A 21,223-nucleotide genomic window follows, 5' to 3' on the forward strand; every position below is an offset into this window, starting at 1 on the left:
GGACCACTCATGGCCAAAGTCATTGGTATTGACCTCGGGACGACCAACTCTTGCGTTGCCATCATGGACGGCTCGCAGCCCCGGATCATTGAAAACTCGGAAGGTGCGCGCACCACGCCCTCGATCGTCGGCTTTACCGACACCGAGCGTCTTGTCGGTCAGGCCGCCAAGCGTCAGGCGGTGACGAATGCCGCCAACACCATCTTCGCGGTCAAGCGTCTGATCGGGCGCCGCTATGACGATCCGGTGATCGTCAAGGACCAGAAGAACATGCCCTACAAGATTCTCAACGGCGGCAACGGCGACGCCTGGGTCGAGGCTCGCGGCGAGAAGTATTCGCCGAGCCAGGTTTCCGCCTTCATCCTGCAGAAGATGAAGGAAACCGCCGAGGCCTATCTGGGCGAAACCGTGACGCAGGCCGTCATCACCGTTCCGGCCTATTTCAACGACGCCCAGCGTCAGGCCACCAAGGACGCCGGCAAGATCGCCGGGCTTGAGGTGCTGCGCATCATCAACGAACCGACCGCTGCCGCGCTGGCCTATGGTCTGGACAAGAAAGAGACCAAGACCATCGCCGTCTATGACCTTGGCGGCGGCACCTTCGACATCACCATTCTGGAAATCGACGACGGCCTGTTCGAAGTGAAATCCACCAATGGGGATACCTTCCTTGGCGGTGAAGACTTCGACATGCGCATCGTCAACTATCTGTCGGACGAGTTCAAAAAGGAACATGGCGTCGATCTGTCGATGGACAAGATGGCCCTGCAGCGCCTGAAAGAGGCGGCGGAGAAGGCCAAGATCGAGCTGTCGTCCAGCCAGCAGACCGAAATCAACCAGCCGTTCATCTCGATGGACAAGAACACCGGGCAGCCCTTGCACCTGGTGGTCAAGCTGACCCGCGCCAAGCTGGAAAGCCTGGTCGACGACCTGATCAAGAAGTCGATCAAGCCCTGTCAGGCCGCTATCAAGGATGCCGGCGTGTCGATCTCGGACATCGACGAGGTGGTGCTGGTCGGCGGCATGACCCGCATGCCGCGCGTCATCGAGGAAGTGACCAAGTTCTTCGGCAAGGAACCCCACAAGGGCGTGAACCCCGATGAAGTGGTGGCCGCCGGTGCCGCCATTCAGGCCGGCGTGCTGCAGGGCGACGTGAAGGATGTGGTCCTTCTGGACGTGACCCCGCTGTCGCTGGGCATCGAAACGCTGGGTGGCGTCTTCACCCGCCTAATCGACCGCAACACCACGATCCCGACCAAGAAGAGCCAGATCTTCTCGACCGCCGAGGATAACCAGAACGCCGTGACGCTGCGGGTGTTCCAGGGCGAGCGCGAGATGGCGGCCGACAACAAGATGCTGGGCCAGTTCAATCTGGAACAGATCCCGCCGGCCCCGCGTGGCATGCCGCAGATCGAGGTCACCTTCGACATCGACGCCAACGGCATCGTGACAGTGAAGGCCAAGGACAAGGGCACCAACCGCGAACAGGCCATCACCATTCAGGCCTCGGGCGGGTTGTCGGACGATGACATCGAAAAGATGATCAAGGACGCCGAGGCGAACGCCGAAGCCGACAAGGAACGCCGCGAACTGGTGGAAACCAAGAACCAGGGCGAAAGCCTGCTGCACTCGACGCAGAAGTCGCTCAAGGATCACAGCGACAAGGTGGACCCGTCCACGGTTGAAGTGATCGAACTGGCGATGGGCCCCCTGGAAGAGGCGCTGAAGGGCGACGATGTCGGCAAGATCAAGGGCGCGATCCAGAACCTGACCGAAGCCGCGATGAAGCTGGGCGAAGCGATCTACAAGGCGCAGCAGGCCGAAGGCGGCGATGCCGAGGAGCCCGGTCCGCGTGACGTGGATGATGACATCATCGACGCCGACTTCGAAGATATGGGCAACAGCAAGCGGAAGTGATCCGCAGGGAACTTCCGGGGGCGGCCTTGAAAAGGGCCGCCCTTCGCCTGTTCCCCATCTTTGGGGTTTGCCATGGCAAAACGCGACTATTACGACGTGCTGGGTGCCAAGAAGGGCGCATCGGCCGATGAGCTGAAAAAGGCCTATCGCCAGAAGGCGAAAGAGCTTCACCCCGACCGCAACTCCGACAACCCCAACGCCGAGTCCCAGTTCAAGGAAGTGAACGAGGCCTATGACGTGTTGAAGGATGCCGACAAGAAGGCCGCCTATGACCGCTACGGTCATGCCGCCTTTGAGGGCGGCATGGGCGGTGGCGGACAGCGTGGCGGCTTTCAGGGCGGTGGTCAGGGCGATTTTGCCAGCGCCTTTTCGGATGTGTTCGAAGACCTGTTCGGCGATTTCATGGGGCGCGGTGGCGGTGGAGGCGGCGGGCGCAGCCGGGCACAGCGCGGCTCTGACCTGCGCTATAACCTGCGCGTCTCGCTCGACGAGGCTTTTGCCGGGGTGCAGAAAACCATCAACGTGCCGACCTCGGTTGCCTGCGAGGCCTGCCACGGCACCGGCGCCGAAGGCGGCTCCGAGCCGACCACCTGCCCGACCTGCTCGGGCATGGGCAAGGTGCGGGCGCAGCAGGGTTTTTTCACCGTGGAACGCACCTGCCCGACCTGCTCGGGCGCGGGGCAGATCGTCAAGAACCCCTGCAAGTCCTGCCACGGCCATGGCCGGATCGAGAAGGAACGCGCGCTGTCGGTGAACATCCCGGCAGGCGTCGAAACCGGCACGCGCATCCGCCTGGCGGGGGAGGGCGAGGCCGGCCTGCGCGGCGGGCCGACGGGCGATCTCTACATCTTCATCGAGGTGAAAGAGCATCCGATCTTCCAGCGCGACGGGGTGCATCTGTTCTGCCGCGTGCCGATCAGCTTTACCGCAGCCGCCCTTGGCGGCGAAGTCGAAGTGCCGACGATCGACGGCGGCAAGGCGCGGGTGAAAGTGCCCGCGGGCAGCCAGACCGGCAAGCAGATGCGGCTGCGCGGCAAGGGCATGCCTGCGCTGCGCGGCGCGGGCGCGGGCGACATGCTGCTGGAGCTTGCCGTCGAGACGCCGGTGAACCTGACTACGCGACAGAAGGAACTGCTGCGCGAGTTCGAAGCGCTTTCCGAAGAGAACAACCCCGAGGGGTCGAGCTTTTTTTCCAAGGTCAAGGGCTTCTGGGACGGCATGAAAAGCTGACCTGGCGCGCGTCGTGCGCCTTCGGCTTCTCCTTGCGGGGAGCGCCGGAGGCGACGACGAGCAAAGGCGGTCGTTAACCGTTTTTTCATGATGCTGTGCCACCCTTGCGCCATGGCTCAGCAAGGTTTCTCCGACGGCATCCTGCCACTTTTCCCCGCCGAGGACAGTGACGAGGCGCTGGCAACTCCGGTTTCGGGCCGGTTGCCGAGCTATATCGCCAGCCACCGCGCCCGCCTGCGCACCCGCTTCCGCGAGGGCGGGGCTGCGGCCCTGCCGGATTATGAGTTGCTGGAACTGGTGTTGTTCCGCGCCGTTCCGCGGCAGGATGTCAAACCGCTGGCGCATCTGCTGCTGGAGACGTTCGGCGATTTCAACCGCGTCATCACCGCCAGCCCGGCCCGGCTGTCGCTGGTCAAGGGCGTGGGAGAGGCGATTATCACCGAACTGAAGATCGTCGAGGCCGCAGCCCATCGCATGATGCGCGCCCGCGTGCTGCACCGGCCGGTGCTGTCGTCGTGGGATGCGCTGCTCGACTATTGCCACACCACCATGGCCCACCGCGAGACCGAGCAGTTCCGCATCCTGTTCCTAGACCGCAAGAATGTCCTGATTGCGGATGAGGAGCAGGCCAAAGGCACGGTCGACCACGTGCCGGTCTACCCGCGCGAAGTGGTAAAACGGGCGCTGGAGCTGAATGCCTCGGCGCTGATTCTGGTCCACAACCACCCCTCGGGCGACCCGACGCCGTCAGAGGCTGACCTCAGCATGACCCATCAGGTGCAGGATGCCGCGCAGGTACTGGGCCTTGTGCTGCACGATCATCTGATCATCGGAAAGTCGCGCGAAATCAGCTTGCGCTCCGCCGGGTATCTTTAGGGGGCCTTGCGCGCCTCCGGCACGGCCCAGACCTCAACCCGCCGGTTCAGCCTGCGGCCTGCCGTGGTCTGGTCGCAGGCCATCGGCAGGGCCTCGCCAAAGGGTTCGACGCGCGGCAGCTGGTCGGTCGGCAATCCGGGCAGGGCGGCGCGCAACGCTTCCCGCACCTGTTCCGCCCGGTCGCGTGACAGACCCAGATTTTCGGCCGCCACGCCGGACCCATCCGAAAAGCCCGCCAGCACCAGATCCTGCCCGGCGACGACACCGGCCTCGATCATCCGCGCAAGGTCGGCCAACGTGTCGCGGCTGGCTGCATCCAGTTCGGTCGAGCCATCCTGAAACCGGAAGGTGTAGGACAGCCGGTCCGCCCCGTCCATCGCATCCACCAGACGCTTGAGATCCTCCAGCGTGATGTCTGCGCCAGCGCCCTGAATGGCATTGATCAGGCGCAGCCCGTCGCCGGTCATGGCCTGACGGGTCAAGCCCCGCCCGACAAGCCCGGCCGCCTCGACCACCTCTTGCGCCGGAGGCAGGGCAAGGAATTCCAGAAACTCGCGGGCGACCAGCGGCAGGCGGCGGCGCGGGGTCAGGAAATAGACCGGCAAGGTCAGCGGGTAATCCTCGGCCTTCACCGCCAAGGGCGTGGCTTGCAGCGGAAAGCCGCAGCTGTCGGTCAGACCGGGCACCCGCGCGGCCCCGGTGACGGACCGGCCCGTCACCGCCAGCGCCCAGGGGTCGCGCGCCACGGCCTCGGCCAGTGCCTCGGGCGTGTCATGCACCACAGCGGCGGCAATCTTGCGGCCCAACCGTGCGGCAAGGGCGCGGCTCAGATCGGCCTCGTCCGACAAGCCGTGCAGCACCATGGGCATGTCCGCCCCGCCCAACTCGGACCAGTTGGTCACGTCGCCGGTCAGGGCGCGGGCCAGATCGGGAGTGGAAATCGCGTGCAGCGGATTGTCCGGCGCCGTGATCGCAACCAGAGGGTCAAGCCCCAACGTGCGGCTGCCAAAGGCCGGATCACCGGCGGCCGCAAGCATCAACTCTGCCCGCCCGGAGGCAAGCGCGTCATGAGCCGCGCCAGAACCAAGCGGCTGGAAGCTGAACTCGGCCAGAACCTTGCCCGTTGCCGGATCGACCAGCCGCGTCGGCGCATCCGGGGCCTCCGGCGCGCGAAGCTGCCAGCCCTGACTGCGGGCGAAGCCCGACACCAGACCGGGAACCAGCTTTTCGCCAAGTGCCGCGGCGCCGACGATGCGGATCACTGCCTTGGGGGCCGTCAGGTCCGGGCAGGCCGGTCCGTCGCAGATCACCCCCTGCGCATCGACCGTCAGCAGGCCATAGGCGCTGTCGATGCGGTAGAACTCGCCGTCATAGCCCTGCAGCTGCCCAGAAACGGCCAGCGCCCCATCGCGCGAGGTCAGCGTCACGTCCTGCGCCCCGGCGTGCGAGGCAAGGCCCGAAAAGACAAGCGCGGCGAGAACCGCCGCGCGCATCAGGAGCGTCATGACTGTGGGCCTGATCCGTTAATTTGCGGCGGCCATATTCAGGTCAAGCACAAGATTCTTCAACACCAGATAATCGCCCACCGCATCGCATTGCGGCATGGCTAGCGTCAGATCGGTGACAAAGACCGTGCCGCCGGTGCTGGTCAGCGTCTCGGCAAGCAGCTCACGGCCGCAGGTCTTGTCGGTGACGGCGGCTTCGACCACCACCTCGGGCCTGATGGCGGGATCAGCCGGGAAGGTGTAGATCTCGGCCAGCAACGGATTGGGCGCAGTTGCGTCGCCCAGCTGCGTCAGGAAACCGCCTTTCGCCTCCAGCCCCGGCGGGGGCAGATGCGGGTCGGCGGCCGAGACATGGCCCGGCCCGCCATAGCTGGCCTCGCCTTCGAAGGCATGCAGCTGGAAGGCGTCGTCGGCCTGCCACTGCACGCCAAAGCGGCGCAGGGTGGCCAGTTCGGGCATGGCAAGCTCGCCCCTGGCCTTGGTGCCGTCGGCGAAGGCAACTTCCACCACCGACTGGCTCTCTAGCGCCGGAAGCGCAGTGAACAGCGCGCCGGTCGAGGTGGTCTGACCGGTCACAGCCAGCCCGCCATGCTGCAGCACGACACGCTGGCCCGGATAGCAGGGGGCGACAAGCGTCACGCCGATCATGGCGTTCGGTTCGGTCATCAGGTCGAGCGAAACGTCGCAGGCCGTGGCGGTCGACACTTCGGGCGTCGCCGACGCCGGGCTGGCTTTGCGAACCTCGACCTTTACCTGAGGCGCAGGCGGAAGCGTGGCCTCGGGCACCGTCGCGGCAAGTGGGGCTGCCGGCAAGGGAGCCGTGCTGTCTGCCGGTTTTGTCACCGACGCGGCCGCCGCGGCCTCTGGCCCGGCGGCAACGGTTTCGACCTTGGCAGGTTTGTTCGTCAGATCGGCCGAAGCCACCGGCCTCGGGGCAGGCTTGTTGCCCATGCTTTGAACCAGATGCCCCGCCGCCAGCGCCACTGCCAGAACGACAATTCCACTCGCCGCCTTACGTTTCACATCCATCGTCACACCCAATAAAGCCAGAATTTCCTGGCTGCACCCTGTCAGCGAATCCGGGCAATCCAATGGCGGAAACTTGGAATGTTTCCGCCGGATAAACGAACAAGGGGCGGTCCAAGCCGCCCCTTTCCGTCATTCCAGCTTGCCGTGGCAGTGCTTGAACTTTTCGCCCGAACCGCAGGGACAGGGATCGTTGCGCGAAGGGTTGCCCCAGGTCGCCGGATCGGCCTCGTCAAAGCCGGCCAAAGCCTCTGCGGCCACGGGTGCAGCAACCGCCGCCACCCCGGCGGCCATCAGCTCGCCATTGGCCTTGGCCTGCGCCTGCTGGGCCTGATAGGCGGCGAGTTGCGCCTGATACTGCTCCATCAGCGCCTTTTGCTCTTCTTCCGAGATCGGGCGGATCTGCGACAGTTTCTGCGTCACATCCTGCCGCAGCGAATCGAGCATGTTCTCGAACAGCTGGAAGGCTTCGGTCTTGTATTCGTTCAGCGGGTCGCGCTGGGCATAGCCGCGGAACCCCACGACCGAGCGCAGGTGATCCAGCCGCAAGAGATGCTCGCGCCATTTCGCGTCGATGGTCTGCAACAGGAGCTGCTTTTCGATCGACCGCATCGCCTCGGCGCCAAAGGCGGCCAGCTTTTCGTCCATCATGGCATCCGACTGGGCGGTCAACCGCTCGGTCATCGCCAGCTGATCGACGCCTTCTTCGGCGGCCCAAGCGGCAATCGGCAGATCCATGGACAGCTTTTCGCGGACCGAAACCGTCAGCCCGGCGATGTCCCACTGATCGGCGTAGGACTTCGGCGGCATGTGATCGTCGATCAGGTCTTCCACGACCTGATGGCGCATGTCGCGGACGATGTCGCCCAGATCGTCGGCCTCCATGATCTCCAGCCGCTGGGCAAAGATCGCCTTGCGCTGGTCGTTCATCACGTCGTCGAACTTCAGAAGCTGCTTGCGGATGTCGAAGTTGCGCCCCTCGACCTTGGCCTGCGCGCGCTCCAGCGATTTGTTGACCCAGGGGTGAACGATGGCCTCGCCTTCCTTCATCCCCAGCTTGGACAGCACGTTGTCCAGCCGCTCCGAGCCGAAAATCCGCATCAGATCGTCTTCCAGCGACAGGAAGAAGGCCGAGCGGCCAGGGTCGCCCTGACGGCCCGAACGGCCGCGCAGCTGGTTGTCGATCCGACGGGATTCGTGGCGTTCGGTGCCAAGGACAAACAGGCCGCCCGCGGCCTTGACCGCCTCTTCGGCGGCCTTGTGTTCTTCCTCGATGCGGGCGCGGATGGCGGCGTGGTCGGCTTCGGGATGCGCGGCGATGGCCTGCATGATCTTGAACTCGACATTGCCGCCGAGTTTGATGTCGGTGCCGCGACCGGCCATGTTGGTGGCAATCGTCACCGCGTTCAGCTTGCCCGCGTCGGCAACGATCTGGGCCTCCTGTTCGTGCTGGCGGGCGTTCAGCACGTTGTGGTGAATGCCTGCCTCTTTCAGAAGGCCCGACAGGAATTCGGATTTCTCGATCGAGGTGGTGCCGACCAGAATCGGCTGACCCTTTTCATGGGCCTCGTGGATGGTCTTGACGATGCCTTCGTATTTCTCGCGCGCAGTGCGATAGACGGCGTCGTGGTCATCCTTGCGCTGCACCGGACGGTTGGTCGGAACCTCGACCACGCCCAGCTTGTAGATCTCCATGAATTCATCGGCCTCGGTCGCCGCCGTGCCAGTCATGCCGCCGAGCTTTTCGTAAAGCCGGAAGTAGTTCTGGAAAGTCACCGATGCCAGGGTAACGTTTTCCGGCTGGATCGCCACGCCTTCCTTGGCCTCGATCGCCTGATGCAGACCGTCCGACAGGCGGCGGCCCTTCATCATGCGGCCGGTGAATTCGTCGATCAGCATGACCTCGTTGTCACGCACGATGTATTGCTGATCCCGGCTGAACAGCTTGTGCGCCTTCAATGCCTGCGTGACGTGGTGGACCAGCGTCGTGCTTTCCGGGTCATACAGGCTCTGCCCCTCGGGCAGCAGGCCCGACTGGTGCAAGAGCTGCTCGATGAACTCGTTGCCATCCTCGGTATAGGTGACGTTGCGGGTCTTTTCGTCGATCTTGAAATGCGCCTCGCCCAGCTCGGGGATCAGCGCGTTGACCTTCTGATAAAGGTCGCTGCGGTCCTGACTCGGCCCCGAGATGATGAGCGGCGTGCGCGCCTCGTCGACCAGAATCGAGTCGACCTCGTCGACGATGGCGAAGAAATGCCCGCGCTGGGCCATTTCTTCCCGGCTGCCCTTCATGTTGTCGCGCAGATAGTCGAAGCCAAGCTCGTTGTTGGTAGCATAGGTGATGTCGGCGCGGTAGGCGGCCTTCTTCTCGGCATCGGGTTGATAGGGGTAAACCACGCCCGTCGTCAGACCGAGCTGGGCATAGACCTTGCCCATCCATTCCGCATCGCGCTTGGCCAGATAGTCGTTCACCGTGACGACATGCACGCCCTTGCCGGTCAGCGCGTTCAGATAGGCCGGGAAGGTGGCGACAAGGGTCTTGCCCTCGCCCGTGCGCATTTCGGCGATATTGCCCTGATGCAGGAAAATCCCGCCCTTCAGCTGCACGTCAAAGGCGCGCAGGCCAAGCGCCCGGCGCGCACCCTCGCGGCAATTGGCGAAAGCCTCGGGCAGAATGGCGTCAAGGCTTTCGCCGCCGTCCTGCACCCGGCGCTGGAATTCGCGCGTCTTCTCGATGATACCCTCATCCGACAGGGCGGCAAATTCCGGCTCCAGTGCGTTGATCCTTGCGACCAGCGGACGAACCGACTTCACCATTCGATCATTCGGCGTGCCGAAAATCTTTTTCGCGAGCGCCCCAAAACCCAGCATGTTTTCTCCGACTGGCCGTATCTGACAGGATCGTGTGAGGCTCTGGCCTTGCCCGCCCCTCCGGCCTTCCCTAGAAGGGCGGTCAAGGCCGGACGGCCCCGTCGCACGCGACTGTCGCGATGTAAGGGGAAGGGCCGGGATAGTCAACGTCGCGCGGGTGCGCGGCACGATCAGGAGTAAGTGAGATGGCAAAAGCGATGCGTTTTCTGGCAGGGGCGGCGCTGGCCGCCGGGCTGGCGCTGCCGGTCTGGGCCGAAGAGGCGCCCACCGCCGACACGGTGGTTGCCACGGTGAACGGCACGGCCATCACGCTCGGCCACATGATCGTCGCGCGCGAGGCTCTGCCCGAGCAGTACAAATCCCTGCCGCCGGATGTCCTTTTCAAGGGCATCCTTGACCAGCTGGTGCAGCAGACCGCGCTGGAACAGTCGATGGAGGGCAAGCTGACCCGCCGCGACACGTTGCAGGTGGAAAATGACAAGCGCGGCTACGTTTCGTCGCGCGCGCTTGAGGCCGTGGTTCTGGGCGCGGTGACGGACGAGGCACTGCAGGCCGCCTATGACGCCCGCTTCAAGGATGCCGCGCCGCAGACCGAATACAGCGCCTCGCATATTCTGGTGGCCGACGAAGCCAAGGCCGCAGAGCTGCTGACCCAGCTCGAAGGCGGCGCCGATTTTGCCGAACTGGCCAAGGCCAATTCCACCGACACCGGATCGGGCGCCAATGGTGGCGATCTGGGCTGGTTCGGGCTGGGCATGATGGTGAAGCCCTTTGAAGAGGCGGTCGTAGCCGCCGAGGTGGGCAAGGTGGTCGGCCCGGTCAAGACCGATTTCGGCTTTCACCTGATCCTCGTGAAGGAAACGCGCATCGCCGCACAGCCGACGCTGGACGACATCCGCGACGAACTGGCCGCCGAGATCGAGCAAAAGGCGATCGAGGCCCATGTGACCGCCATTACCGAAGCGGCAACAGTGGAAAAACCCGGCGAGGGCATTGACCCGGCGCTCTTGGGTGATCTTACTCTCCTCGACAAGTAAGCGGGCACAAAGGGGCAGGCGATGGGCAAGAAAGACTGGAAGGCCAAGGCCAGGGCCTTGAAGGCGAAACTGAAGGCCCTGAGCGGTGGCGTGCCGGTTGCGGCCGATGCGCCCGCGAAGCCGGCGAAGGCCGCCAAGCCGGTCTCGCCGCTTGCCCCCGCCAGCTTTCCCACCCTGCCCGTCATCAAGGGCGCAGAATTTGCCGCCATCGGCGCGGGGATCAAGTATCAGGGCCGCAAGGATGTGATGCTGGTCCGCCTTGCCCCCGGCACCGCCATGGCCGGGGTCTTTACCCGCTCGACCACCCGCTCAGGCTGCGTGCGCGATTGCCAGACCAAGCTGGCGACCAAGGTGCCCGAAGGCGCCGGCGCGGCGATCATCGTCAACTCCGGCAATTCCAACGCCTTCACCGGCGCGATCGGCGACACTGCCGTCGCTGCGGTGACGGGTGGCGTGGCCGCGGCGCTGGGCGTTCCGGCCAGCCGCGTGTTCTCCTCCTCGACCGGGGTGATCGGCGAGCCTCTGCCCTTTGAGAAGATCACCGCCGTGATCGGCGCCCTGTCCAGCCAGCTTTCGGAAGCCGCGATTCAGGGCGCGGCCGAGGCGATCATGACCACCGACACCTTCCCGAAAGGCGCGGCGGCCGTAGTGCAGGGCGACGGCGGGCCGATCCACATCTCTGGCATCGCCAAAGGCTCGGGCATGATTGCGCCCGACATGGCGACGATGCTGGTCTACATCTTCACCGATGCCAAGATCCCCGCCGTCACACTGCAGAAGATGATCTCGCGCAACGTGGACGAGACTTTCAACTCGATCACCGTCGACAGCGACACCTCGACCTCCGACACGCTCTTGATCGCCGCCACCGGCCAGTCCGATGCCGCCGAGGTCAAAGGCCCGGTTGCCAAGGCGTTCGAGGCGGCGCTGCGCGGCGTCATGATGGACCTTGCCCATCAGGTGGTGCGTGACGGCGAAGGTGCGACCAAGTTTGTCGAGGTCCGCGTGACTGGCGCGGCCAGCAATGCCGACGCCCAGAAGGCCGCGCTGGCCATCGCCAATTCTCCGTTGGTCAAGACCGCCGTCGCCGGGCAGGACCCGAACTGGGGCCGCATCGTTGCCGCCATCGGCAAGTCCGGGGCCGAGGCTGACCGCGACCGGCTTTCCATCCGGTTCGGCGATATTCTGGTGGCCGAAAACGGCTGGCGGTGCCCCGACTACAAGGAAGAGGACGGGGCGGTTTACATGCTGAACCCCGAATTGCTGATCCATGTCGACATGGGCCTTGGCAAGGCCGCGCGCTCGGTCTGGACCTGCGATCTGACCAGCCGCTACATCGAGATCAACGCCGACTACCGCTCGTGAAGATCATCCTTGTCTCTGCCGTCGCCCTGATCGACACCGATGGCCGCGTGCTGCTGGCCCAGCGGCCCGAGGGCAAGTCACTCGCCGGCCTGTGGGAGTTTCCCGGCGGCAAGGTTGAAACCGGCGAAAGCCCCGAAGTGGCGCTGATCCGCGAATTGCGCGAGGAGCTTGGCATTGAAACCAAGGCCAGCTGCCTTGCGCCGCTGACCTTTGCCAGCCACAGCTACGAAGACTTTCACCTGCTGATGCCGCTTTTCGCCTGCCGCCGCTGGGACGGCATGGCCACCGGACGCGAGGGCCAGACCCTTGCCTGGGTAAGGCCGGAAAAGTTGCGCGACTATCCCATGCCCCCCGCCGACTTGCCGCTGATCCCTATCCTGCGCGATTGGCTGTAAAATCAGCGCGTTCCCCGTTGGGCTGCCGAAGTTTGTGGCAGATTTGTAATGCTTTTTCAACGAATCGGCAGTAGCCTGCGATCAGGCAAAGCTGATTGGGGGATTGGCATATGCTTCGCACCATTGCTGTCGGAAGCTGCGTTTCGGTTCAAGGTGTTCTGGTGGGTCACCTGTCGGATGGCAAGATCATCGTCAGGGTCGATGACAAGACCTTTGTCGGCGTTCCGGTGCCCACGGTCCGTGCCGCCTGATCTGGCCACTACCGCATGAAAAAGGCCGGGGTTTCCCCCGGCCCTTTCTTTTGTCCTGTCGCCAAGGTCAGTCCAGCGTGCGCTGGACCTCCTCGCGCTCGAAGATCTCGATGACATCGCCGGCGCGGATGTCTTCGTAGCGTTCGAAGGCCATGCCGCATTCCTGGCCCGAGATGACTTCCTTCACCTCGTCCTTGAAGCGTTTCAGCGTCTTCAGCGTGCCCTCGTGGATCACCACGTTGTCGCGCAGCAGGCGCACGCCCGCCGAGCGCCGCGCCACGCCTTCGGTGACCAGACAGCCCGCCACGTTGCCGATGCCGGTGATCTTGAAGACTTCCTTGATCTGGGCATAGCCGATGAAATGCTCGCGCACTTCGGCCTTCAGGAGACCCGAGGCGGCTTTCTTGATGTCATCCACCAGATCGTAAATGATCGAGTAGTAGCGGATATCGACACCCTTCTGATGCGCCGAGTTGCGGGCCGAGGCATTGGCACGCACGTTGAAACCGATGATCGGGCATTTGCTGGCTTCGGCCAGACCCACATCGGTATCGGTGATCGCGCCGACCCCGTAATGCAGCACGCGCACGCGCACTTCCTCGTTGCCGACCTTTTCCAGCGCCTGAACAATGGCTTCGGCCGAACCCTGCACGTCGGCCTTGACCAGAACCGGCAGTTCGGCCACGTCGAGATCGGCCTTGGCCTTGGCCATCAGCTGTTCCAGCGTGGTTGCGGCCCCGGCGGCGGCGCGCTTGTCCTTGGCGGCCTTGATCCGGTAATCGGCAATCTCGCGGGCCTGCGCTTCGGTCTCGACGACGTTCAGCGTATCACCCGCCGACGGCGTGCCCGACAGACCCAGCACCTCGACCGGCACCGACGGGCCGGCTTCGGCCACCGTCTCGCCCTGCGAGTTGATGAGCGCGCGGACCTTGCCCCACTGCTCGCCGACGACAAAGATGTCGCCCTTCTTCAGCGTGCCATTCTGCACCAGAACGGTGGCAACCGGGCCACGACCCACGTCGAGCTTGGCTTCGATCACCGCGCCCGCCGCCGAACGATTCGGGTTGGCGCGCAGTTCCAGAATTTCGGCCTGCAGACCGATGGCTTCCAGAAGGTTGTCCAGACCCATGCCGGTCTTGGCCGACACTTCCACGTCCTGCACATCGCCGGACATCGCTTCGACCACGATTTCGTGCTGCAGAAGGTCGGTGCGCACCTTGGTCGCATCGGCGCCGTGCTTGTCCATCTTGTTGATGGCCACGATCAGCGGAACCTTGGCGGCCTTGGCGTGGTTGATCGCCTCGATGGTCTGCGGCATCACCGCGTCATCGGCAGCGACCACCAGCACGACGATGTCGGTGACATTGGCCCCGCGGGCCCGCATCGAGGTAAAGGCGGCGTGGCCGGGGGTGTCGAGGAAGGTCAGCACCTGCCCGCGCTCGGTCTTCACCTGATAGGCGCCGATGTGCTGGGTGATGCCGCCGGCCTCGCCCGAGACCACATTGGCCTTGCGGATCGCGTCCAGAAGCGAGGTCTTGCCGTGGTCGACGTGGCCCATGATCGTGACGATCGGCGGGCGCGTGACCAGATCGGCCTCGGCGTCCTTGACCGTTTCGATGGCCTGTTCCACGTCGGCGTCCGAGACGCGCACGGCCTTGTGGCCAAACTCTTCGATCACCAGTTCGGCGGTGTCGGCGTCGATGGCCTGGTTCATGGTGACCATCATGCCCATCTTCATCAGGGCCTTGACGACATCGGCGGCGCGCTCGGCCATCCGGTTCGCCAGTTCGCTGACGATGATGGTTTCCGGCAGCTGCACGTCGCGCACCTGCTTTTCGGCCTTCTGGCCAAAGCCCAGCGCCTTGTTGCGGGCCTTTTCCTGCTTGCGCTTCATCGCGGCAAGGCTGCGCGTGCGCCCGCCTTCGCCATCCAGCGCCGACGAGAGCGTCAGCTTGCCGGCGCGGCGGCCTTCGTCGCCCTTGGCCTTGGCATTGCGGTCGCGTTCCTCGCGCTCACGGTCCACCTTGCGCGGCGTCGGCAGGCCGGGCTTGGAGCTGGCCGGGCCGCGTTCGGCATCCGCACCAGCCGCCGGAGCGGCGGCAGGGGCACCACGGCCGGCACGGGCCGGAGCGGCAGCTTCGGCGGCAGCGGCGGGCGCTTCCGGTGCGGCGGGCTTGCGGCGCTGGGTGCCCAGAATGTCGGCCTTGCGCTGCTCGGCGCGGGCGGCGGCCTCGGCAATCGCGGCCTGCTTGGCACGCTCTTCCTCTTCGGCCTTGGCGCGCAGGGCAGCTTCGCGGGCGCGGTCCTCGCGCTCTTTCGCCTCGATCTCCTCGCGGCGACGCTGACGCTCTTCCTCGCGCTGACGCTCGTCATCGGCACGCTTGGCAGCTTCTTCCTGCTCGCGGGCCTTGGCCTGACGCAACGCGGTCAGACGGCGTTCCATCTCGGCGTCGGAAATCCCGGCGGGGCGCTTGGCGGGATCCCCAAGGTTCGGGCTGGTCGAGGCCGTGCCGCCTGCAGCAGCGCCGGGCTTGCCCGGCGTCGGCACCACAACGCGCTTGCGTTTGGTTTCAACCACCACGGCATGGGTCCGGCCATGGGAGAAGCTTTGCTTCACCGAGCCGGAACGAGGTGCGCCACCCAGACCGAGGGGTTTCTTGCCGTCAGTATCGCTCATGCGTCCTACATATCCTTCATGGCGGTCTCGCCGCCGTCCTGCTTTTCAGCCTGCACCCGCAGGCCGGAAAGCCTTGCCGCTTCCTCTACAACACGCGTCGTGAGTCCACCAGCGCCAAGCGCCGCGTGTATTGCACGTTCGCGACCGAAAGCCAAACCCATTTCCCCGGCGGTCAGAAGGCCGATGAAGGTGCCTTCGCCCTCGGGGGGGCGCAGCTTGGTCTTGCCACGTTCCGACCCGTCCGAGGCCTGCACGAGAACCCGTGCCTTGCCCGAGGCGAGCCAGTCTTTCACCTTCTCATAGCCCATCACCGCCGCATTCGCCTTGCGGCACATGCTGATAAGGTCAACCACCCGGCGGGCGAGCAAGGCCTCGACCAGATCGGGCAGGCCGTCGGGCACTTTCACCGGCTGGCGCGCAGCGCGCGAGAACAAGCCCTTCGTCGCCGCCTTGGCAATCGCCGCCCGGTCGGCGGCGACATAGATGCCGCGCCCGGGCAGACGGCCCAGAATATCGGGCACCACCTGATTGTCAGGCCCAATGCAGAACCGCACCAGACCCGCCTTGGGCTGGCTTTCCCCGGACACAATGCACTTGCGTTCGGGGTCGTCCTGATCCTTTTCCCGGCCGCCGCGTGTCACGGGCAAAGCTCCGAGGCCTGAAATCAGGCCTCGGCCTCCTCGTCGGCTTCGCCCTCGTCGGCGGTTTCCATCTCGGTCGGGTCAACCCAGCCCAGCATGACGCGGGCGGTCATGACCATGGTCTGCGCTTCTTCCAGCGAGACGTCGAACTTCTCCAGCACGCCTTCGTCCTTCTTGCGCTGGCCGTTCTCGGTAGTCCAGCCGCCGGCCAGTTCCCAGTCGGCGCAGGTGGCGAAGTCTTCCAGCGTCTTGATGCCGTCCTTGGCCAGCGCCTCGAGCATCTGCGGGGTCAGGCCTTCGAAGTTGACAAGGCTCTCCTCGACCCCCATGGCGCGGGCTGCTTCCAGCGCCTTGCGGGCCTGCTCTTCCAGATAGTCGCGGGCGCGGGCCTGAAGTTCGGCCGCCGTGCCTTCGTCGAAACCGTCGATCGACAGCAGCTCGTCCTCCTCGACGTAGGCGACCTCCTCAAGGTTGGTGAAGCCTTCGGCAACCAGAAGCTGCGCCATCATCTCGTCGACGTCCAGCGTGTCCATGAACAGCTTGGTGCGCTCGGCGAACTCGGCCTGACGGCGGGTCGATTCGTCGGATTCCGTCATGATATCAATATCAAGACCCGTGAGCTGGCTGGCCAGACGCACGTTCTGGCCCCGGCGGCCAATGGCCAGCGACAGCTGCTCATCCGGCACCACGACCTCGATCTTGCCGGCTTCCTCGTCGATCACGACCTTCGACACCTCGGCCGGCTGCAGCGCGTTCACCAGGAAGGTCGCCTGATCGCCATTCCACGGAATGATGTCGATCTTTTCACCCTGAAGCTCGTTCACCACAGCCTGCACCCGGCTGCCGCGCATACCGACGCAGGCGCCGACCGGGTCGATGGAGTTGTCATAGGAGATGACGGCGATCTTGGCGCGCGAGCCGGGATCCCGGGCCACGGCCTTGATCTCGATGATGCCGTCATAGATTTCCGGCACTTCCATCTTGAACAGCTCTGCCATGAACTGCGGATCGGTGCGCGACAGGAAGACCTGCGGGCCGCGCGGTTCGCGGCGCACGTCCTTGATGTAGCAGCGGATGCGGTCGCCGGGCCGGTAAGCCTCGCGGCCGATCTTCTCGTTGCGGCGCAGGATGGCTTCGCCACGGCCGATGTCGACGATGACGTTGCCGTATTCCTCGCGCTTGACCTGACCGTTGATGATCGAGCCCTTGCGGTCCTTGAATTCTTCATACTGGCGGTCACGCTCGGCTTCGCGGACCTTCTGCAGAATCACCTGCTTGGCCGATTGCGCGGCGATGCGGCCCAGATCAACGGGGGGAACCTCGTCGATCACCTCGTCGCCGATCTGCGGATCCTTGAGGTAGGACTTGGCCTGCTTGACGGTCAGTTGCGCATGGTGATTCTCCACCAGCTCATCCTCAACCACGGTGCGGATGCGGGCAAAGGTGGCGCGGCCGGTCTTGCGGTCGATCTTCACCCGAATGTCCATGTCGGCGCCGTAACGCGACTTGGCGGCCCGGGCGAGGCTGTCTTCCATCGCCTGGATCACCAGATCCGGGTCGATCATCTTCTCGCGCGCCACCGCCTCGGCGGTTTGCAGAAGTTCAAGCTGGTTGGCAGACGTAATCGCCATGGGTCTCTCCCGGCTTAGTGTTTGGTATCATCCAGGGTGTCGTCCTCGTCACCCTCGGTTTCGTCAATCTCGTCGAACTGCGATTCGTCGATCACGCCCGACGCCTTCTTCTGGCGCAACATTTCGGTGATCAGCTCGTCGGTGAGAATCAGCTTGGCGTCGGAGAGCCAGTCGAACTGCAGCCCGATGACGACGGTCTCCTTGCCCTCATCCAGCGCGATCAGCACTTCCTCGCCTTCCACGCCCGCAAGCGTGCCCTTGAAGCGGCGGCGGCCGTCGATCAGCTCGGTCGTCTCGACGCGCGCCTCCCAGCCCTTCCACATCTCGAAATCTTTCAGACGGGTCAGCGGCCGGTCGATGCCGGGGGAGGAAACCTCCAGCACATAATTCTCTTCAATCGGGTCCTCGACATCCAGCACGGCGGAAACCGCGGTGGAGATGTCGCCGCAGTGGTCGACCTCGATCCCGCCTTCGGGCTTGTCGGCCATGATCTGCAGCGTGCGCGTCGCCCCGCCCATCAGGCGGATGCGCACCAGCTCGAACCCCAGCCCTTCGATGACGGGCTGAACGATATCGGCCAGACGGCGGTCCATGGCAGTTTTAGCGATCAGATCGGACATGCATATCCCAGAAACAAAAAACGGGCCCACAGGCCCGCCGTGACTTTCGGTAGCCTCAGGTGTGGACCCCGAAACCGCTGTTGAAGGCCATATAGGTCCGATAAACCGAATCTGCAAGGGAAATGCGCCGGCCCGATGCGCAGTGCCCGGCCTCAGCCCTGCGTGATGACATAGATCTTCCGCACCCGCTCGACCACGCGCCAGATGCCCTTCCAGCCCTGCGGCAGTGTAATCGCATCGCCCGGACCAAAGGCCTGAACGCGGCCGTCCTCGTGCGTCATCTCGATCCGGCCCGACAGGAAGTGGCAGAACTCGGTGGAGGCGCTGCGATCGGCGGTGAACCGCCCCGGCGTGCATTCCCAGACGCCAAGGCTGATCCGGCCATCGGGCGAGGCCCAAAGCTCGACCGCCGCCTCCTGCTGGTCGCCCTCGAACGAAGTCGGCTTCGGCGCGAAGGGGCCGATGTCCATCTGGGCAAGCGCAAGGTGGCTGGCAAAATCGGGTATCATGGGGCGACCCTTTCAGATGGCGACGAAACCGCCGCGGGCGGGGTCATATTGCTCCAGCTCGCCCTCACCGATGTTGTTCCAAAGCCCGTGCAGCGTCAGCCGGTCATCGGCCACCGCATCCATGACAAAGGGGAAGGTCATCAGGTTTTCCAGCGACACCAGCACCGCCTGCTTTTCCAGCGCCCGCAGAATCTGGTCTTGCGGCAGCGTGGCGACACGTTCGTAGCCGGGCTTCAGAATATCCAGCCAGCGTCCGACGAAACTGGTCTTTTCTTCCAGTTGCGGCGAATGACCCGAACACATGTCATGGCAACCCTTGACCCCGCCACAGCCGGAATGGCCCAGAACGATGATATGCGCGACCCCCAGCGAGGTGACCGCATATTCCACCGCCGCCGAGGTGCCGTGCCGTTCGCCGTCCGGGTTATGGGGCGGCACAAGGTTGGCGATATTGCGGTGGATGAAGAACTCGCCCTCATCGGCCCCGAAGATCGAAGTGACATGCACGCGGCTGTCGCAACAGGAAATCACCATGGCGCGCGGGTGCTGGCCGCTTTCGGCAAGGCGGCGATACCAGGCCTTGTTGTCCTGATAGCTGGTCGCGCGCCAGCCATTGAAGCGGCTGACGAGATAGGCGGGAAGGGGGCGGGCGGTGACGGTCATCGTCGGCATCCTTCTGAGGTTTCCTTCCGTTAGGCTGCATTCGCAGAAAATGCGAGAGGCTTTTTCCGGCCGGATGAACCTTTTCTTCAGCACGACGCGCAAGGATGGCAACGGGTGTTGCTGAAAGGGTGTGTCATGTCGCGCGAAAATGTTGTGGCCTTGCCGGTCAAGGAACGGGTCCGGCAGGATTCCGAACCCATTGCCACGATCTACCGCAATCTGGGAACCTCTTCCGCCGAACAGGTCGTGACCCGCGCCTTGGGAGAGTTGGCGCTCACCATGGCGGGTCTGGCGGCACAGGTGCGCGAAAGAGAGCTGCAGGATCTGGCCCGGCAGCTGCGGCGCTTGCAGCGCATGTCGGAAAATCTGGGCATGGTCAGCCTTGGCCTTGTGGCCGGCGACGTCCGCACCTGCCTTGACCGCGGGGACGTCACCGCCTTTTCCGCGGTATGGGCGCGGCTGGTGCGGGTGGCAGAGCGCTCTCTGGCACCGGACAAGGCGCTGCTGGATCAGACCTTCAGCTAGGGCGCCGCACCGGGCACTCTTGCGGGCCGCGCGGGATGGGTTAGGCTTCGCGCCATGTTCCCAGATCCGCAGGATGCCATGCCTTTTCCCGCCTTTGCCGCACCGGACGCCCCGTCACGCCCCTTGCATGTCGTGTCGCCCGAGGGGCTGGCCAGTTTCCTGTCGGCCCTGCCCGACCCCGCCGCCGCGTGGCTGCAGGCCACCGGTTTCGAGGCCACGGCAGGCGATCTGCGGCTGATCCCGGCCGAGGATGGCTCCCTGCGCGCCGCGGTGGCCGGGGCTGGCACGCCCAAGTCCCGCGCCCGCGGCCGGTTCCATCTGGCGAAGGCCGCAGCCGCCCTGCCACCGGGCGAGTGGCATCTGGAGGGCGAGATGTCCGCGCAGGACAAGACCGAGGCGGCGCTGGCCTTTCTGCTGCAATCTTACCGCTTTGACCGCTACCGCCCCGGCAAGGCGCCGACCGAACCCGCGCGGCTCAAGGCGCCCGGCGGCGTTGATGCAGCCCGCCTTGTCGCCATGGCCGAGGGTGAATTCCTGACGCGCGACCTTATCAACACCCCCGCGCTCGACATGGGTCCGGCCGAGCTGGAAGCCGCCTTCCTGACGCTGGCCGAGACCTTTGGCGCCACGACCCGGATCGTTCGCGGCGAAGAACTTCTGGCGCAGAACTTCCCGATGATCCACGCGGTCGGTCGCGCTTCCAGCCGCGCGCCGCGGCTTCTGGAACTGGCCTGGGGCAGCACCGGTCCGCATCTGACGCTGGTCGGCAAGGGCGTGTGTTTCGACACCGGCGGGCTGAACATCAAGCCCTCCTCCGGCATGCTCTTGATGAAGAAGGACATGGGCGGGGCGGCAACCGTGATGGGGCTGGCCCATATGATCATGCGGCTTGGCCTGCCGCTGCGCCTGCGCGTGCTGGTTCCGGCGGTGGAAAACGTCATCGCCGGCAATGCCCAACGACCAAAGGACATCCTGACCAGCCGCAAGGGCCTGACGGTCGAGGTCAATGACACCGATGCCGAAGGGCGGCTGGTTCTGGCCGACGCGCTGGCCTATGCCTGCGAAACCCCGACCGACGCGGTGATCTCCATGGCCACCCTGACCGGGGCGGCGCGGGTCGCGGTTGGGCCCGATCTCGCGCCCTATTACTGCGATGACGACGACATGGCGCAGGCGCTGGAAACCGGGGCAAAGCAGGGTTTCGATCCGGTCTGGCGGCTGCCCTTCTGGACGCCTTACGAGCATATCATCGAGCCTGGCATCGCCGATCTCGACAACGCGCCGGGTTGGGGATTTGCCGGCTCCGTCACCGCCGCGCTGTTCCTGCGCCGCTTTGTCGAAGGCCCGCGCTACATGCATTTCGACATCTACGGCCACACCCCCGCCGAATTGCCCGCCCGTCCCAAGGGCGGCGCGGGTCAGGGCGCCCGAGCCATCCTTGGCGCCTTGCCCGCCATCCTTGGCCTGAAGCTCTGAGGCGCACC

General features: G+C 64.8%; 18 protein-coding genes. 9 read left to right on the forward strand and 9 right to left on the reverse strand.

The annotated features are described in order from the left end of the window. The first annotated feature begins 9 nt into the window (after positions 1-9). The 3 genes from dnaK to radC all read left to right on the forward strand — a co-directional run bounded on the left by dnaK (position 10) and on the right by radC (position 4,023). Positions 10-1,917 carry a molecular chaperone DnaK gene (gene dnaK / locus G4Z14_RS06935; RefSeq protein ID WP_164624074.1) on the forward strand — a complete coding sequence of 636 codons (1,908 nt, stop codon included), beginning with the start codon at positions 10-12 and terminating at the stop codon, positions 1,915-1,917. Between the two features lie 72 nt (positions 1,918-1,989). After that, positions 1,990-3,147 carry a molecular chaperone DnaJ gene (gene dnaJ, locus G4Z14_RS06940; protein WP_164624076.1) on the forward strand — a complete coding sequence of 386 codons (1,158 nt, stop codon included), beginning with the start codon at positions 1,990-1,992 and terminating at the stop codon, positions 3,145-3,147. Between the two features lie 111 nt (positions 3,148-3,258). Beyond that, a complete protein-coding gene (gene radC, locus G4Z14_RS06945) occupies positions 3,259-4,023 on the forward strand; it encodes a RadC family protein (protein WP_164624077.1) in 765 nt (254 codons plus the stop codon). Here the strand turns inward: radC and G4Z14_RS06950 are convergent. The 3 genes from G4Z14_RS06950 to secA form a co-directional block, all read right to left on the reverse strand. Further along, positions 4,020-5,528, reverse strand: a complete 1,509-nt coding sequence (locus G4Z14_RS06950; RefSeq protein ID WP_164624079.1) for a phosphate ABC transporter substrate-binding/OmpA family protein — start codon at positions 5,526-5,528, stop codon at positions 4,020-4,022. The genes radC and G4Z14_RS06950 overlap by 4 nt on opposite strands. An 18-nt stretch (positions 5,529-5,546) precedes the next feature. Continuing rightward, on the reverse strand, positions 5,547-6,557 hold the full coding sequence (locus G4Z14_RS06955; protein ID WP_164624080.1) for a hypothetical protein: 1,011 nt from the start codon (positions 6,555-6,557) through the stop codon (positions 5,547-5,549). A 129-nt stretch (positions 6,558-6,686) separates the two neighbouring features. Beyond that, the gene (secA, locus tag G4Z14_RS06960; protein WP_164624082.1) at positions 6,687-9,425 is read right to left on the reverse strand and encodes a preprotein translocase subunit SecA; all 2,739 of its coding nucleotides are present in this window, start codon (positions 9,423-9,425) and stop codon (positions 6,687-6,689) included. A 185-nt stretch (positions 9,426-9,610) separates the two neighbouring features. Here secA and G4Z14_RS06965 point away from each other — a divergent pair, with 185 nt between their 5' ends. From G4Z14_RS06965 to G4Z14_RS06980, 4 genes are all read left to right on the forward strand, one after another. After that, positions 9,611-10,462, forward strand: coding sequence for a peptidylprolyl isomerase (locus G4Z14_RS06965; RefSeq protein ID WP_164624085.1), 852 nt, complete (start codon positions 9,611-9,613; stop codon positions 10,460-10,462). Positions 10,463-10,483: 21 nt separating this feature from the next. Then, a complete protein-coding gene (gene argJ, locus G4Z14_RS06970; RefSeq protein WP_164624087.1) occupies positions 10,484-11,827 on the forward strand; it encodes a bifunctional glutamate N-acetyltransferase/amino-acid acetyltransferase ArgJ in 1,344 nt (447 codons plus the stop codon). After that, positions 11,824-12,222 (forward strand): (deoxy)nucleoside triphosphate pyrophosphohydrolase, encoded by a 399-nt coding sequence (locus G4Z14_RS06975; protein WP_164624089.1) that lies wholly within the window; start codon positions 11,824-11,826, stop codon positions 12,220-12,222. The genes argJ and G4Z14_RS06975 overlap by 4 nt, the downstream gene beginning before the upstream one ends. Positions 12,223-12,332: 110 nt before the next feature. Continuing rightward, a complete protein-coding gene (locus G4Z14_RS06980) occupies positions 12,333-12,473 on the forward strand; it encodes a hypothetical protein (protein ID WP_164624091.1) in 141 nt (46 codons plus the stop codon). A 67-nt stretch (positions 12,474-12,540) separates the two neighbouring features. Here the strand turns inward: G4Z14_RS06980 and infB are convergent, their stop codons facing one another. The 6 genes from infB to G4Z14_RS07010 all read right to left on the reverse strand — a co-directional run bounded on the left by infB (position 12,541) and on the right by G4Z14_RS07010 (position 19,214). Next, complete coding sequence (gene infB, locus G4Z14_RS06985) at positions 12,541-15,150, reverse strand: translation initiation factor IF-2 (protein WP_164624093.1); 2,610 nt, start codon at positions 15,148-15,150, stop codon at positions 12,541-12,543. A 5-nt stretch (positions 15,151-15,155) separates the two neighbouring features. Continuing rightward, positions 15,156-15,791 carry an RNA-binding protein gene (locus G4Z14_RS06990; protein ID WP_164624096.1) on the reverse strand — a complete coding sequence of 212 codons (636 nt, stop codon included), beginning with the start codon at positions 15,789-15,791 and terminating at the stop codon, positions 15,156-15,158. A 23-nt stretch (positions 15,792-15,814) separates the two neighbouring features. After that, a complete protein-coding gene (nusA, locus tag G4Z14_RS06995; RefSeq protein ID WP_164624098.1) occupies positions 15,815-17,422 on the reverse strand; it encodes a transcription termination factor NusA in 1,608 nt (535 codons plus the stop codon). A gap of 14 nt (positions 17,423-17,436) precedes the next feature. After that, on the reverse strand, positions 17,437-18,042 hold the full coding sequence (gene rimP, locus G4Z14_RS07000) for a ribosome maturation factor RimP (protein ID WP_164624100.1): 606 nt from the start codon (positions 18,040-18,042) through the stop codon (positions 17,437-17,439). Between the two features lie 152 nt (positions 18,043-18,194). Further along, positions 18,195-18,551, reverse strand: a complete 357-nt coding sequence (locus tag G4Z14_RS07005; protein WP_164624102.1) for a cupin domain-containing protein — start codon at positions 18,549-18,551, stop codon at positions 18,195-18,197. 12 nt (positions 18,552-18,563) lie between these two features. Then, on the reverse strand, positions 18,564-19,214 hold the full coding sequence (locus tag G4Z14_RS07010) for a carbonic anhydrase (protein WP_164624104.1): 651 nt from the start codon (positions 19,212-19,214) through the stop codon (positions 18,564-18,566). Positions 19,215-19,349: 135 nt separating this feature from the next. On the opposite strand from G4Z14_RS07010, the gene G4Z14_RS07015 reads away from it, so the two are divergent. Together G4Z14_RS07015 and G4Z14_RS07020 are read left to right on the forward strand one after the other, a co-directional pair. Beyond that, on the forward strand, positions 19,350-19,739 hold the full coding sequence (locus G4Z14_RS07015; protein ID WP_227751579.1) for a hypothetical protein: 390 nt from the start codon (positions 19,350-19,352) through the stop codon (positions 19,737-19,739). Positions 19,740-19,793: 54 nt separating this feature from the next. Then, positions 19,794-21,215 carry a leucyl aminopeptidase family protein gene (locus G4Z14_RS07020; RefSeq protein WP_407703806.1) on the forward strand — a complete coding sequence of 474 codons (1,422 nt, stop codon included), beginning with the start codon at positions 19,794-19,796 and terminating at the stop codon, positions 21,213-21,215. Positions 21,216-21,223 lie beyond the last annotated feature (8 nt).

Origin of the sequence: Tabrizicola oligotrophica (assembly GCF_011008935.1) — a bacterium.
Lineage (GTDB): Bacteria > Pseudomonadota > Alphaproteobacteria > Rhodobacterales > Rhodobacteraceae > Tabrizicola_A > Tabrizicola_A oligotrophica.